This window comes from Corallococcus sp. AB045, assembly GCF_003668895.1.
GTDB lineage: Bacteria > Myxococcota > Myxococcia > Myxococcales > Myxococcaceae > Corallococcus > Corallococcus coralloides.
Map to the genome: position 1 here is coordinate 22,261 of NZ_RAWN01000089.1, position 13,622 is coordinate 35,882.

The 13,622-nt window shown below is 70.0% G+C and carries 16 protein-coding genes; 12 read left to right on the top strand and 4 right to left on the bottom strand.

What is annotated here, in order from left to right; genetic code table 11:
* Position 1: 1 nt before the first annotated feature.
* The 3 genes from D7Y21_RS21485 to D7Y21_RS21495 are packed head-to-tail and all read right to left on the bottom strand — an operon-like array spanning position 2 to position 2,574.
* On the bottom strand, positions 2–940 hold the full coding sequence (locus D7Y21_RS21485; protein WP_120564572.1) for a proline dehydrogenase family protein: 939 nt from the start codon (positions 938–940) through the stop codon (positions 2–4).
* A gap of 37 nt (positions 941–977) precedes the next feature.
* Positions 978–1,859 (bottom strand): alpha/beta fold hydrolase, encoded by an 882-nt coding sequence (locus D7Y21_RS21490; protein ID WP_120564571.1) that lies wholly within the window; start codon positions 1,857–1,859, stop codon positions 978–980.
* A complete protein-coding gene (locus tag D7Y21_RS21495) occupies positions 1,852–2,574 on the bottom strand; it encodes a lysophospholipid acyltransferase family protein (RefSeq protein WP_120564772.1) in 723 nt (240 codons plus the stop codon). Before D7Y21_RS21495 ends, D7Y21_RS21490 begins: the two co-directional genes overlap by 8 nt.
* A gap of 162 nt (positions 2,575–2,736) precedes the next feature.
* Here D7Y21_RS21495 and D7Y21_RS21500 point away from each other — a divergent pair, with 162 nt between their 5' ends.
* The 12 genes from D7Y21_RS21500 to D7Y21_RS21550 all read left to right on the top strand — a co-directional run bounded on the left by D7Y21_RS21500 (position 2,737) and on the right by D7Y21_RS21550 (position 12,493).
* Positions 2,737–3,246, top strand: coding sequence for a hemerythrin domain-containing protein (locus D7Y21_RS21500; protein WP_120564771.1), 510 nt, complete (start codon positions 2,737–2,739; stop codon positions 3,244–3,246).
* Positions 3,247–3,426: 180 nt separating this feature from the next.
* The gene (locus D7Y21_RS21505; protein ID WP_120564570.1) at positions 3,427–3,951 is read left to right on the top strand and encodes a cell wall protein; all 525 of its coding nucleotides are present in this window, start codon (positions 3,427–3,429) and stop codon (positions 3,949–3,951) included.
* A gap of 131 nt (positions 3,952–4,082) precedes the next feature.
* Positions 4,083–4,946: a tryptophan 2,3-dioxygenase gene (locus tag D7Y21_RS21510; RefSeq protein ID WP_120564569.1), complete on the top strand. Its 864-nt coding sequence runs from the start codon at positions 4,083–4,085 to the stop codon at positions 4,944–4,946.
* A gap of 125 nt (positions 4,947–5,071) precedes the next feature.
* Complete coding sequence (locus D7Y21_RS41855; protein ID WP_014400762.1) at positions 5,072–5,248, top strand: hypothetical protein; 177 nt, start codon at positions 5,072–5,074, stop codon at positions 5,246–5,248.
* Positions 5,249–5,375: 127 nt separating this feature from the next.
* Positions 5,376–5,933, top strand: a complete 558-nt coding sequence (locus tag D7Y21_RS21515) for a Uma2 family endonuclease (RefSeq protein ID WP_121715401.1) — start codon at positions 5,376–5,378, stop codon at positions 5,931–5,933.
* Positions 5,934–5,946: 13 nt separating this feature from the next.
* Entirely contained in the window at positions 5,947–7,074 is a 1,128-nt protein-coding gene (locus D7Y21_RS21520) for a hypothetical protein (protein ID WP_120564568.1), read from the top strand.
* Positions 7,075–7,241: 167 nt separating this feature from the next.
* Positions 7,242–8,702 (top strand): adenylate/guanylate cyclase domain-containing protein, encoded by a 1,461-nt coding sequence (locus D7Y21_RS21525; RefSeq protein ID WP_120564567.1) that lies wholly within the window; start codon positions 7,242–7,244, stop codon positions 8,700–8,702.
* A 20-nt stretch (positions 8,703–8,722) separates the two neighbouring features.
* The gene (locus D7Y21_RS21530) at positions 8,723–9,142 is read left to right on the top strand and encodes a type II secretion system protein GspG (RefSeq protein ID WP_120564566.1); all 420 of its coding nucleotides are present in this window, start codon (positions 8,723–8,725) and stop codon (positions 9,140–9,142) included.
* Positions 9,143–9,285: 143 nt separating this feature from the next.
* Entirely contained in the window at positions 9,286–10,644 is a 1,359-nt protein-coding gene (locus D7Y21_RS21535; protein WP_120564565.1) for a universal stress protein, read from the top strand.
* A gap of 140 nt (positions 10,645–10,784) precedes the next feature.
* Positions 10,785–11,366 (top strand): Fis family transcriptional regulator, encoded by a 582-nt coding sequence (locus D7Y21_RS21540; protein ID WP_120564564.1) that lies wholly within the window; start codon positions 10,785–10,787, stop codon positions 11,364–11,366.
* Between the two features lie 120 nt (positions 11,367–11,486).
* Positions 11,487–11,945: a hypothetical protein gene (locus D7Y21_RS21545; protein WP_120564563.1), complete on the top strand. Its 459-nt coding sequence runs from the start codon at positions 11,487–11,489 to the stop codon at positions 11,943–11,945.
* 131 nt (positions 11,946–12,076) lie between these two features.
* The gene (locus tag D7Y21_RS21550; RefSeq protein ID WP_120564562.1) at positions 12,077–12,493 is read left to right on the top strand and encodes a hypothetical protein; all 417 of its coding nucleotides are present in this window, start codon (positions 12,077–12,079) and stop codon (positions 12,491–12,493) included.
* A 287-nt stretch (positions 12,494–12,780) separates the two neighbouring features.
* On the opposite strand, the gene D7Y21_RS21555 is transcribed toward D7Y21_RS21550, so the two are convergent.
* A complete protein-coding gene (locus D7Y21_RS21555; protein WP_120564561.1) occupies positions 12,781–13,446 on the bottom strand; it encodes an SCO family protein in 666 nt (221 codons plus the stop codon).
* Between the last annotated feature and the right edge of the window lie 176 nt (positions 13,447–13,622).

A 13,622-nucleotide genomic window follows, 5' to 3' on the forward strand; every position in this document is an offset into this window, starting at 1 on the left:
CCTACCCCTTCATCAGGTTGCGCATCACGAACCACAGGTTGGCCGGACGCTCCGCCAGCCGGCGCATGAAATAGGGATACCAGTGCTTCCCATACGGGACGTAGACACGCACCGGATGGCCGTCCCTCGCCAGCTGCTCCTGGAGGTCGCGCCGGATGCCATACAGCATCTGGAATTCGAAGGCGCCCTTGGGCAGATGCTGACGCGCGGCGTACTCCAGCGTGGCGTCAATCATCCGCTCATCATGCGTGGCGATGCCGTGATACACGCCGCTGTCCAGGAGGATGCGCATGCAGCGCACGAAGTTCGCGTCCACGTCCTTCTTGTCCGGGAAGGCCACGTCGGGACCCTCCAGGTAGGCCCCCTTGCACAGCCGGATGCGGACGCGCTCGGCGCACAGGGCCTTCGTGTCCTCCTCCGTGCGCTTGAGGTAGCTCTGGAGCACCGCGCCCACGTGCCGCTCGCCGAACTCCGCGTGCAGATCCCGCACGATGTCCAGGGTCGTCTGGGTGACGGCGCTCTCCTCCATGTCCACGCGCACGAACGAGTCCCGCGCCGTCGCGTCCGCCACCACCGCCCGCGCGTTCTGCAGCGCCAGGTTCCGGTCGAACAACAGACCGCACTGCGTGAGCTTCAGCGACACGTTGGCCCGCACGCCCACCTGGTCGATGCGCGCCAGCAGCCGCAGGTACTGCTTCACCTCGTCGCGAGTCTCCGGAGGTGAGCGCACCGCTTCGTTGAGGTGGTCGAAGCTGGCCATCAGCCCCTTCGCCGTGAGGGCCTTCACCGCGTCCACGGCTTCCTCCAGCGTCTCTCCCGCGATGAAGCGGGACGCCAGCTGTCGAAAGGGTTTGAGCCGCGTGGCCACGTCCTTCAGGTTGGACTGACGCGACAGGAACAGCAGCGCGGAGCGGGACAGCTGGTCTGCGGCGGTGGTCATCTGGATGTGTTCCCCCGCGACTAGAAATAACGCCTGCTCAGTCAGGGTGCCGCGACAGGAAGTCGGACACGCGTTCATTGAACGCTTCCGGGTGGCTCATGTACGGCAGGTGACTGGCCGCCTCCAGGAACTCCAGCCGGGCGCCTGGCACGTGCTCCGCCACGTCGCGCGCGGCCGCGGGCGGCACCAGCAGGTCCCGGCCGCCCTCGATGATGAGCGTGGGCACGCGCAGCTCCCGCAGCCGGTGCAGGAAGTCCGCGGCCAGGATGTCGCGCAGCCGCCGCATCAGCTCCAGCGGCGAAATGCGCCGGGCCTCGCGCACGATTTCCGCCCGCCCCTCCGCCGGCAGCCACCGGCCTCCCATGACCCGCGCCACCGTGGGCGCGAACACATACGCCAGCGGCCGGGGCGCCCGCACCAGCGTGGACAGCGACAACGCCAGCCGCCGCACCTTGCGCACGCTGGCCACCGGCGACACCAGCACCAGCGCCTTCACCCGCTGGGGGTGCTCCAACGCATACGCGATGGACAGCAGGCTGCCGTAGGAGGACCCCATCAACGCGAAGCGCTCCGGCAGCCCCGCCTCCGGGTGGTTGAGCACCGACAGGTTCCACTGCAGCGGTGTATGCGTCGCGGGCGTCTTCAGCGGCGGCGTCCACAACAGCAGGTTCCACGCCTGGGCCAGCGGCTCCATGGGCGCGAAGGACCGGCCACTGGCGCCCAGCCCCGGAAGACAGACCACCGTGCGTGATACATCCCTGTTGCCCCCGGGAAAGGTGAACAGGCGTACCGGCGTGCCCCGGACGGCGCGCTCCTCGCAGTCCAGCCGCTCATAGCCGCGCTGGATGTCTTCCACGTCCGGCACCAGCGGCGGCGTGCGGGGCGGGGAGGGGACGGGAGTGGCGGCGGTATCAAGCATGACAGGCTCTCAGCAGCAGGCGCCGGACGCTGGCGGCCACGCGGTCCCGGAAGGCTCGCACGCGTGACTCCGACGCACCCGACGGCGGCGGTTCATGGGGTTCACCCACGGCGAAGGTTAGTTGAACTGGCAGCGGCAGGGGGCCCAATCCCATCACCAACGGCATGCGGTATTTGTCCTCCGCGGCCAGGCGCACACACCACCGGTCCTCGTCCGGAGGCCAGAAGAAGGTGTCATCCACCCCGAAGCCGGCGAAGGGCACCACCGGCACCCCGGCCTGCATGGCCAGCCGGACGAAGCCCAGCGCGCTCTCCCACCGGAGCTGGTAGCGGCCCTGACTGCGTTTGAAGGTCTCCCGCGCGCCGCCCGGATAACAGACGACCAGCTGCCCCTCCCGGAGCGACCGGAGCGCGTTCTCCCGCGTCCCCTCCACCCCGCCCAGCCAGGGCAACACCGTGCGCACGAGGGGAATCTTGAAGAATCCCCGCTCCGCGAGCCCCAGCGGATAGCGCCCCGTGGCCCGGTGCAAGAGGTGGAAGAAGGCGGGGGTCTCGTATCCCCAGACACCGTGATTGCCCACGAGCAGCAGCGGCCCATGTCTGGGCAAATGTTCAGCTCCCACCAGCCGGGCGCGGTGATAGCGCGCGGACAGGGCGGCGCCGCCCTCCGCGAAACGGAAGACGGCCTGCCGGACGCGGGTGAGTGGGTTTTCCACGGTGGAGCCAAGATGCAGCCGCCCTCGCATGCCGGCACCCCGACACCAGGCGGCCGGGCAGGGGCTCCACCGCCGCCATCACCGGAAAAGGGCATGCACGCCAGCAGGCTGCCTTTCGCGGCGGGGGGATGGGTGCGGTTGTCTGCTCCCGGAGCCGTGCTGATGCTTGGGGGCATGGCCGGCCCGTTCGACATCCTCCTTCATCAACACCGCGAACTGGAGGAGCTGCTGGCGCGGCTGGCTTCGGAGGCGGACACAGAGGAGGTGACTCACGGTCAGGAGGCCCTGGCCCGCCTCCTTCGCCTGCACTCCCGCCTGGAGGAGCGCTGCGTCCAGCCGCTGCTGACACGCGTGGAGGGCCGCACCCGCGCCCGGGAGGAGGCCGAGGACCACCTCACCCTGCGTGAGCTGATGGAGGAATTGCAGGAACTGACGCCTCGCGGCGTCGAGTGGCAGGCGCGCCTTTTCACGCTGGAGGATCAGGTCGTGGCGCATGTGCAGGCCACCGAACACGGGGTGCTCCCCCGCCTCTCCGCGTCTCTAGACGCGGAGGAATTGGACGAACTGGGACACGACCTCGCACTGACGTACGAGGAACTGCTGGATCGCTCGCAGCAGCCCCCCGCCCCCGGTCGGGGAGCGTTGTTGGAACCCCTGCATTGGGATGCGTGAGAAGCGCCTGAAAGCGTCGCCGAGACCCATTTCCCGGGCCTTTCTCGCCGGCTGATACGCAGTGGCGTCACAACTTTTTATCGCTTCCTTCGACAATTGCCTTTCTGGAAGGTATTGGTAGTCCGGCGTGCCGGTTCACGCCAAGGCAATGCTCCCCCCTTAAACCGAGGATTGGTCGAAATGTCAGTTGACAAGGCGTTCCGCGAGATGATTCGCAACGAGATTGAAGTCCAGCTCAAGCCCCTGCGCGACGTGGTGTCTCGTCTGGAGTCGGGCACGGCGGACCTGGATGCGCTGCGCAGCGTGGCCGAGCGGCTGGCGCCCCTGGCTCAGGTGGTGGGCCCCCTCTTCGGCGCGAACGCGCCCGCGGCCGGCAAGCCCGGTCGTCGTCCCGTGGGTCGTCCCGCGGGCCGTGCGGCGGTGAGCGCGCCGGTGGCGGCGGTGGGTGGCAAGCGCCGGGGCCGCAAGCCGGCGGCGGTGGAAGGCGGCGCCCGTGAGTGCGCCATCAAGGGCTGCGGCAAGCCCAGCCGCACCAAGGGCTACTGCGCGGCGCACTACCAGAAGCTGCGCATGCTGGAGAAGACCAACCGCCGTCCTTCCGAGTGGTCGGACTACGCCAACCCCAACAGCGTGGAGGACATCAAGCTGCCCCGTGGCCGCGCTGCCTCCAAGGCGCTCGCGGAAGCCGCTCAGAAGAACGCTTAAGCAGTTTCAGTCGCCCCGGCCCGGGCATACAGGTGGACCGCGTCCTTCCGTCTGGGAGTACGTGGCTGGATTGACCGCGCGGAGGATGTGCTTGCGCCGCGAGGGGGTTGGTGTGCATGAGTGCCCGGGCCATGAACAAACGCGACCTGGAGCCTGGAATCGTCACGGACCTCGCGGGCCGGACGACCTATGGCGATTACCTGCAGTTGGACCGCCTCTTGTCCGCGCAGGTGCCCCGTTCCCAGCCTCCCCATCACGACGAGTTGTTGTTCATCGTCCAGCACCAGACGAGCGAGCTGTGGATGAAGCTGCTCATCCACGAGCTGTCCGCCTGCATCCGTTACATCCAGGCGGACCGGCTGGAGCCGTCGTTCAAGATCTTCGCGCGCGTCGCGCACATCCAGCGGATGCTCTTCGAGCAGTGGAGCGTGCTGGAGACGCTCACGCCCAACGAGTACCTGGAGTTCCGCGACACGCTGGGACACGCGTCAGGCTTCCAGAGCTTCCAGTACCGGGCGCTGGAGTTCCTTTTGGGCAACAAGGACGACGCGGCGCTGGGGCCCTTCAAGCACGTGCAGGGCGTGCACGCGGAGCTGGACCGCCTGCTGGAGTCGCCAGGCATCTACGACGAGTTCCTGCGTCACCTGGCGCGCATGGGCCACGACATTCCCAGAAGCCACGTGGAGCGCGACTGGCGTCAGCCGTATGAGAAGAGCCCCCAGGTGATGGAGGCGTTCCGGCGCATCTACGAGGACACCGAGAAGCACTGGGACGCGTATGAGATGTGCGAGAAGCTGGTGGACACGGAGGAGCGGTTCCAGCTCTGGCGCTACCGGCACATGATGACGGTGATGCGCATCATCGGCTTCAAGCAGGGCACGGGCGGCTCGTCGGGCGTGGGCTTCCTGCGCAAGGCGCTGGACCTGCGCTTCTTCCCGGAGCTGTGGGATGTGCGCACGGCCCTGACGCCGCCCGCGAAGCCCCGGGGCGTCTGAAGGCTCCATCCGCCCCGCTCGTGCCCCCGCATGCTCCGCGGACCGGCAGGGGCGGGGTGCCAGCCGGGGCGCGGGCTCCCTAGCTTGGGAGAGGTCAAATCCTCTCAACGTGCGAAGGAGCCACCATGGGTGAGCACGAAAGCCCCCGGAAGGAACCGCAGCTTCCGGAAGACGAACAGAAGAACAAGCGTCAGGCGGGAGACCGCCCTGTCCCCACGCCCGGCCACATTGGCAACCTGCCGGACAACGGCGAGGGCCCGGGTGGCATTGGCATCAAGCTGCCCGAGGGCGGCGGCGACTGAGTGAAACATTCGGAAATGTTTCAGGCCCGGGGGCCCTTCCGGGGCTCCCGGCCGCCGGGGTACACGTGTCAGACGGGCATGAGAGTGTCCGGGCATGTCCCTACCTGCTAGGTTGCTCGTCCCAGAGATGACCCGAAAGCCCGCCACCTACGCCGACCTGGAAGCGCTCCCCTCGAATCAGGTGGGGGAGATCGTCAATGGGGAGCTGTACGCGAGCCCCCGGCCGGCGTCGCGGCATGTGCTCGCGGCGTCGCATCTGCAGGGGGAGCTCCACGGTCCCTTCGACCGGGGCCGTGGAGGACCCGGAGGGTGGATCATCCTCACCGAGCCGGAGCTGCACCTGGGCAAGGACGTCCTGGTGCCGGACCTCGCGGGTTGGCGCCGGGAGCGGATGCCCAGGGTGCCCGACGTCGTAGGCTTCACGATGGCGCCGGATTGGCTGTGCGAGGTGCTGTCCCCGTCCACGTCCCGGCTGGACCGGGTCCGGAAGCTGCCTGTTTACGCCCGAGAGGGTGTGAAGCACGTCTGGTTGGTGGATCCGTTGCAACGGACGTTGGAGGTCTTCCGGCTGGAGGGCTCGCACTACCTCCTCGTGGGGACCCACCAGGACGCGGAGACCGTCCACGCGGAACCATTCGAAGCGCTTCCCCTGGAACTGAGGGTCCTGTGGGAGGACGTCGAGTAGGCTCCTCCGCACCATGTCCGCGCCCGCCGGAATGACGCTGCTCTTCGAACAGGCCCACATCCTCTGCTACCGCACGTTCGACATCGCGGAGGAGATAGACCTGGAGCGCGCGCGCAAGGCGCTCACGGAGGACTCGCGCCGCTTGAAGCTGTCGCGCGAGAACAGCCAGTACATCCAGCTGCCCAACCCGCCCGTGGCCTATGAGCTGGGCCGCCGGCCGCTCGCGCTGCGTGACGGTCCCGTCACCGTGGACGCCACCGCGCGCCTGTTCGACCATGGCGCCGCGTCCATCATCCTGCGCGTCCCCGTCGCGTCCGGCACCACCTGGGAGACGCTCACCCAGGTCGCGGACGAGCTCTATGACAGCCAGGCCCTGGAGGACCTGGCGCGGGAGCTGGTGGAGGGCGTGCGCCGCACCATCGCCTCCGCCGTGCAGGGGCCGCACCTCTGGGACCAGAGCGAGAGCTACACCGTCATCTTCGCCGAGCGCATCCAGGGCAATCCTTCCGCGGAGGAGCTGTTCCAGAGCGCGGACATCGCGCGGCTCCTCTTGGGAGAGAGCACCGCCGCGCCGCTCGCGCCGCGCGAGCGCGAGGCCGTCACCCAGGTGCGCTTCAGCTACACCGCCCATGACCTGGTCGTCGTGGACTGGAACAGCGCCTTCGTCTACGAGCCGTCCGGCTCGCGCGACATCCCGGACCTGTTGGAGATCGCCAACGCGCAGCTCCTGGAGTTCCGCTACTACGACGAGCGGTTGGACAAGCACATCGCGCGCATCCACGACGAGGTGCAGGCGCGCAAGCCCGGCTGGCTCACCCTGTTCCGCAGCCCGTACCGCAACCTGGCGCGCGAGACGCTGGGCACGCTCGTGGACCTCAACGAGTTCGTGGAGCGGGTGGAGAACAGCCTGAAAATCATTGGCGACTTCTACCTGGCCAAGGTCTACGAGGGCGCCGTGCGCCGCCTGCGCATCCCCGCGTGGCAGGCCTCCGTCACGCGCAAGCAACAGCTGCTCGCGCAGACGTATGGCCTGCTCAAGGGCGAGGTGGACATCGACCGCTCGCACGTCCTGGAGGTGATGATCGTCGCGTTGATCATCCTGGAGATCGTCCTCGCCTTCGGCCGCGTGTTCCAGCACTGACGGCGAGCCGGCCCGGGACGCCGCGCGGTGCTCCCTTTGGACCGTCCGAAGGGACGACGGTCCCGTCGGATGGGGGACGTGGGGGAGGGGAGAAGACGGGGTGAGGGGTTCGCGGCGGCCGGGGTTGCGCTACGCTCCGCGGACGGGTGTGTGACGGAGGCTTCCGCGTGAGTGCATCAAACCCCCTCTTCGGTGATTTGTTGCTCAAGCTGGGCGTCGTCACGCCGGGTCAGGTTCAGGAGGCGCTCGCGCTGCAGGCCCTCACCGGCCAGCGCGTGGGAGAGGCGCTCATCTCCCTGGGCTACGTGTCGCGCGAGCAGATTCAGGATGCATTGGGAGAGGCCCTGGGCTTGAACCACGAGAAGGGGCCCGCGCAGCCGCCCCTGGGCGAGCTGCTGGTGGGGCTCAAGTACGTGACGCTCGCGCAGCTGGACGAAGCGCTGGCGCGGCAGCGGCGCGACGGGCGGCGGCTGGGAGAGATTCTCGTCGAGCTGGGCCACTGCACGTACAAGCAGATCTACGAAGCGCTGGGCGTGCAGAACCGCATCGTCGGCCGGCAGGACCTGCCACGTCCCGCGACGGAGGGGCGCCGCCGCGTGGTGGTGGTGGACGACAGCCCCCTGGCGTGCGCGTTCGTGCAGGAGGGGCTGGTGGCCCTGGGCTACGAGGTCCTCTGCTTCCAGGACCCGTACGAGGCGCTGGAGGGCATGGGGCGGCTGCAGCCCGCCATCGTGCTGAGCGACCTGGAGATGCCGGGGCTGGACGGCGTGGAGCTGTGCCGGCGGCTGAAGGAGGGCCCGCGCAGCGCCATCCCCGTCATCATGCTCACCGCCAACGACCGGGAAGCGGAGCGCGTGCGCGGCCTGCGCGCGGGCGCGGACGACTACGTGAACAAGTCCGCGTCCCTGGACGAGCTGGCGGCGCGCATCGAGAGCGTGGTGCGCCGCACGGACGAGACGGAGCGCATGCGCAAGCTGTTCGCGCGCTACACGTCCGACGCGGTGGTGGAGGAGATCCTCAAGAGCGCGGACGCGGCGGTGCTCGCCGGAGAGAAGCGCGAGGTGACGGTGCTGTTCGCGGACATCCGCAACTTCACCGGCCTGGCGGAGAGCCTGCCTCCCGAACAGGTGGTGGCGGTGCTCAACCAGGTGCTGGGCCGGCTGTCGGACGCGGTGCTCACCTGCGGCGGCACGCTGGACAAGTTCCTGGGGGACGGGCTGATGGCCGTCTTTGGCGCGCCGGTGGGCCGCCCGGACGACGCGCTCCGGGGCCTGCAGTGCGCGAAGATGATGATGGAGGCCGTTGCGGAGCTGCGCGCCGTGGCGGAGGCCGAATGGGTGGCCCACGGCCGCGAGGGCCGGCCCCTGGTGCTGGAGCTGGGCGTGGGGTTGAACTCGGGCGTGGTGGTGTCCGGCAACATCGGCGGCGCGATGCGGGCCGAGTACACCTGCATTGGCGACGCGGTGAACGTGGCCGCGCGGCTGTGCGCGCTGGCCGGGCCGGGGGAAATCCTGGTGGGCGAGCGCACGCGCGAGCTGGTGGACGCGAACGAGACCGCCTTCGAGGACCTGCCGCCGGTGCGCTTGAAGGGCAAGCAGCAGCCGGTGCCGCTTTACCGCGCCCTCTGACGCGGTAGGGTGGGCGGGCCATGGCCGCCACCTCCTCCTCGTCCGCTGTCCCCGAGAAGTCCCGCCGCTCCCCGCTGCCCTGGGTGGCGGTGGTGTTCGGGCTGGCGCTCGTCGTGGCCCTGGTGCTCACCGCCTTCCGCCGCCGCGACCCCGAGCAGGCCCAGCAGATCCACGCCGACTTCACCCTCATCCTGGGAGCGCTGGAGCGCTACCAGGCCGACCACGGGGGGCAGCTGCCGGAGGAGGGGAGCCTGGACGAGATGCTGGTGCCCCGCTACCTGAACGCCGTGCCGCGGGACCCCTGGGGCCGGCCCTACCAGTACGCGAGCAGCTCGCAGGGCGTGTTCCTGTCCTCCTTCGGCCGCGAGAACCAGCGCGGCGGCGCGGGCGACAACCAGGACCACACCAACCACGACGGGCACCAGCAGCTCCTGCGCTAGGGAGGGCCCCGCCGCCGGGACGCCCCGCCCCGCCAGGCAGGCAGGCCGGCATGCGCGGGCCGAGCGTCACCGGGTGTCCGGCGTGCGCATCCTTGGTGACGGGGGAGGCTCCAGCGGGCATCGCCTCCTCGGGGGGCCCCGCCATGGCCATCATCTGCGCAACCAACCTGTCCGCCGACGCCGCGCACGCGGCCACCGTCGCGGCGGCGCTCGCCGGCCGCCTGGGAGAGCCGCTGCTGCTCCTGGGGGTGGATGACGAAGTGCCGGACGCGGAGTCCCCGGACGCCCTGTCCGCGGCGGAAGGGGGGCTGGCCGCGGAGGCCGCGCGCCTGAGGCCGCTCGCGCGCATGGTGGAGCCGCGCATGCAGCGGGGCGCCTCCGTGGAGACGCTGCTGGGGGACGAGGAGTGCCGCAGCGCCCGGCTGGTGGTGGTGGCCGCGGAGGGCTGGCGCACGTCCCCCTGGCGCAAGACGTCCCTGGCGGAGCGCCTGGCCCGCCACGGCTGCGCCCCGGTGCTGGCGGTGCGCCGGGACACGGCGCTCCTGGACTGGGCCCGCGGCCGGCGCCGGCTGCTGGTGATGGTGGGCGTGGACCCCCGCTCCGCCACGTCCGACGCGGCCATCACCTTCCTGCGGGAGCTGCGGCGCGTGGGCGGGTGTGACGTGCTGGCCGCTTACGTGTGCTCGCCGCTGGAGGAGCGCGAGCGGCTGGGCATCCACACCCCCGTGCACGTGGAGCGGCTGGACGCGCGCGAGCGCACCATGGAGGGGCTGGAGCCGCTGGTGGAGCGCGTGCTCCATCGCGAGGTGCGCGAGCGCCTGGGCGACCTGGAGGGCGAGGGCAGCGTGGAGGTGGTGCTGGAGCCCGGCTATGGCCGCCCGGCGGACCACCTGCTGCACGTGGCCCACGCGCGCAGCGCGGAGCTGACGGTGGTGGGCATGCACCTGCGCGGCGGCGTGCAGCGGCTGTGGCACGGCTCCGTGTCGGAAGGCGTGCTGCGCCGCGCGGAGCGCTCCGTCGCGTGCATCCCTCCTGGGGCGCGCGAGCCGCGCCGGTTTCCTCCGCCCCGGAGCGCGCTGGTGCCGGTGGACTTCACCCTCGCCTCCGGACAGGCCATCGCGCAGGCGTGCTCGCTGGTGGGGCCGGGAGGCCGCGTGCACCTCTTGCACGTGCACCGGCTCCGGGGCCGCGAGCGGGGCCCCCGGGACTTCCACGGCGTGCTCCCGGAGCCCAACGGCGAGCAGGACCGGGTGCTGCGGCGGCTCTGGGCGCAGGTGCCCGGGGACACGGTCGCGCAGGCGGTGCACTGGAGCGTGGAGGGGGTCAGCGGGGACGACGTCGCCGTCGCCATCTGCCAGGCCACGGAGCGCGAGGGCGTGGACCTGGTGTGCGTGGGCACGTCCGCCCACCGCGAAGTGGTTCCGGACGTGCTCGAGGAGGCGGTGGCGCGCGAGCTGGTGCTGCGCTGCCGCCGGCCCGTGATGGTGGTGCCTTCGGTTTGACCCGGGAACGGGCGTCCAGTGGAGGGGCTCCTCGCGGAACGGGTCCCTGGTTTTTTCCCACGCGTAAGGGATTGAACAGGCGACCCTGGAGGGCGTTAGACTTTGGGAGGACCCGCTTTCCCAGAAGGGTAGGGCATCCCGTGGCTCTTCGCGGTTATCGAGAAGAGGACCTCGTCTCCAACCGTGCATCGCTGCTCATCCACGGAGGCACCGAGGATGAGCGCAGGGCCTGGGCGGAGGAAGCCGCGCGCAACTTCGGCGTTCCGCTCACGGAGGTGCGCCAGGCCCCGGAGCTGGCCGGAGCGCTCCGTCAGCCCAACGGCGTGGTGTTCATCGCGGACGCGGGGAAGCTGCCGCTGGACGCCCAGGGCCTCATCCTGCGCTGCCTGCAGATGCAGGAGGAGCGGCCCAAGGTGGTGGTGGGCGTGTCCGGCACGGCGATGGCCGCCCTCACCCGGGGCACGCTGCGCGAGGACCTGCACTACCGGCTGAACCAGGCGCAGGTGGACCTGCAGACGGACGGCCTGCGGGACGCGCTCAAGCGCCGCTGGGCGCAGCAGGCGGAGCAGCTGGCCGTGCGCGCCGCGGCACTGAAGGCCGCCGAGGAGAAGGAGCGCGCCGCCGCCGCGGCCCGCCGCCCCGGCTCCGTCACCCGCATCCTGCCCAAGCGCAAGGCCGCGGCCCCCGTTCGCAAGGGCGCGCCCCGCAACGCGGTCCGCTGAACCCCGGGGCTTCCCAGGGTAGGGCGTGGGGCCGCCCGGGGCGGGGAATGGGTACTACTGGAAAGATGGGCTAGAGTTGTTCCCAGCCGTCTTTCCTCTCCTCTCCGGAGCGAAACCGCAATGTCCCAGCAAGCCCCTGGCAAGAAGCGTGGTCTGTCCCGTCCCGTGGAAGTCGTTCGTGCGGAGCTCCTCAAGGATCCCGAGACGAAGCGCATCGCGGATGCCGTGGGCATGAAGCTGGAGGACTACGTCGAGCTGGTGCTCGAGTACGCGCAGGACAAGGACAAGGAGCCCATGCTCAACGTCGTGTCCGACGAGGAGCTGAAGGCGAACGGCTTCCCCGTGCACACGGTGGATGAGGTCGGTGAGTTCCTGGTCGCGGGCGCCAAGGGTGAGCTGCCCGGCCAGGGCAACCCCTTCGCCAAGTCCGAGTTCGAGGCCGGCAAGGGCGCCGGCGCCGGCGCCGGCAAGCCCAGCCTGAACCCCACGGGCGAGGCCCCCAAGGCGCCCCAGGACGAGGCGAAGCGCCAGGAGCTGATGGACCAGCTGAAGAAGGGCGGCGGCGGAACCCGCAGCTGAAGCTCGCCCGGAATCCCCGTGAAATAGATCGGAAAATGAGGAGGAAACATTTTCCTCCCCCCTCCGAGAATCCTTTTGAAGCTTCACTCCGGCACACACTCTCCAAACCACTTTAAGCAGGGGGTATCACCATGGGCGGCATCGGCAAGGTTGTCAGCAGCGTCGCGAAGACGGTCGGCAAGATCGCGGGCGGCGTCGCGAACATCGCGGGCAAGGCGCTGAACTTCGTGCAGAACCCCATGGGCGCCATCGCCGGCGGCCTGAAGGGCATCGCGGGCGGCCTCCTGGACAAGCTCCCGTTCGGCCTGGGCAACCTGGCGAAGCCGTTCGTCGACAAGTTCATCGACTCCGGCGCGTCCCTGCTCGCCAAGGGCCCCCTGGCCGGTCTGTCCCAGCTGACCAAGTTCGCCCCCACCGTGAAGTCCATCGCGGACATCGCGACCACCGTGAAGCAGGGCGCGGACCAGGTCGGCGCGCTGGCCTCCCAGCCCGCGCAGCAGAACGTGCAGAACCTGTTCGCCCACGCCCAGGCGGCGCTCATCAACTGAGTTTCCCGCTGAAGCTGGCGTGACTCAGGCACGAGGGCCGGTACTCACCGCGAGGTGGGAGCCGGCCCTTCGGCTTTGCGGGCCAACGCCGCGCGAGGCACCAGGGCCGGTCCCCGTCCGTCATGGGCGGGGCGCCGGCCCTTCGGCGTTGAAGGCTCCGGTGCCGGCTTCGATGCCGGCTCCGTTACGGGCTCCGGTTTCGGCTCCGTTACGGGCACGGCGCCGGGGTGGAACGCGACCCGGAGTGCCGCACCCGGAGTGTGGGCGCGATCAGGAAGAGGCGGGGCTCAGCCTTCTTCGCGGGTGATGCGGAAGGCGTCGGTCTCCAGCTTCTGGGTCGCCTCGGGGTCCGCGCTGTCGTAATAGCCGCGGATCTCCCCGGTGCCGTCCACCAGCACGAAGTGGGTGCCGTGGAAGATGGAGAGCAGGTCGTCCTCGGGGGCGCCGGCCTCGCGGCCCATGCTGATCTTGAAGCCCTGGACGATGGTGTCCTTGAGGGTGGCGTAGTCGCCGGTGAGGAAGTTCCAGCGGGTGAAGTCCGCTTTGTACTTCTGCCCGTACTCGGCCAGCCGCTCCGGGGTGTCGTAGGCCGGATCCACGGAGAAGGACACCAGCTGGAGATCCGTCCCCAGCTTCGCGGTGTGCTCCTGCACGCGCGCCATCTTCTGCGTGAAGACGGGGCAGACGGTGGGGCAGCGGGTGAAGATGAAGTTGGCGATGAACGGGTGGCCGCGGAGCTGCTTCGACCCGAAGGGCTGTCCGTCCTGCCGCGTGAAGGTGAAGTCCGGCAGCGCGCCCAGGCGGGGCGGCGGCTGGGAACGGCCCTGCACCAGGTCGTGGACCGCCACCCCCATGAAGCCGAGCGACGCCACGGCGATGCCCGCCCAGAGCCACGAGCGGCGGACGGGACGGGAGCGGGGGGCGGACGGAGTGGTGGGCGATTCGACGGACATGCGTCGGCACGTACGGCATCAGCGGGGGGCGCACAAGCGCCGGGCCGGCCGGGGTAGGGGCTGGCCGCATGCGAGGCATGAGGGAGAGTGGCCGCTTCAGGGCGGACGGGGTGCTGCTTGAGGGGACGTTGGGTGCGTGCTAGCCCGGAGGCCATGCCCCATGCCCTCTTCCAGCC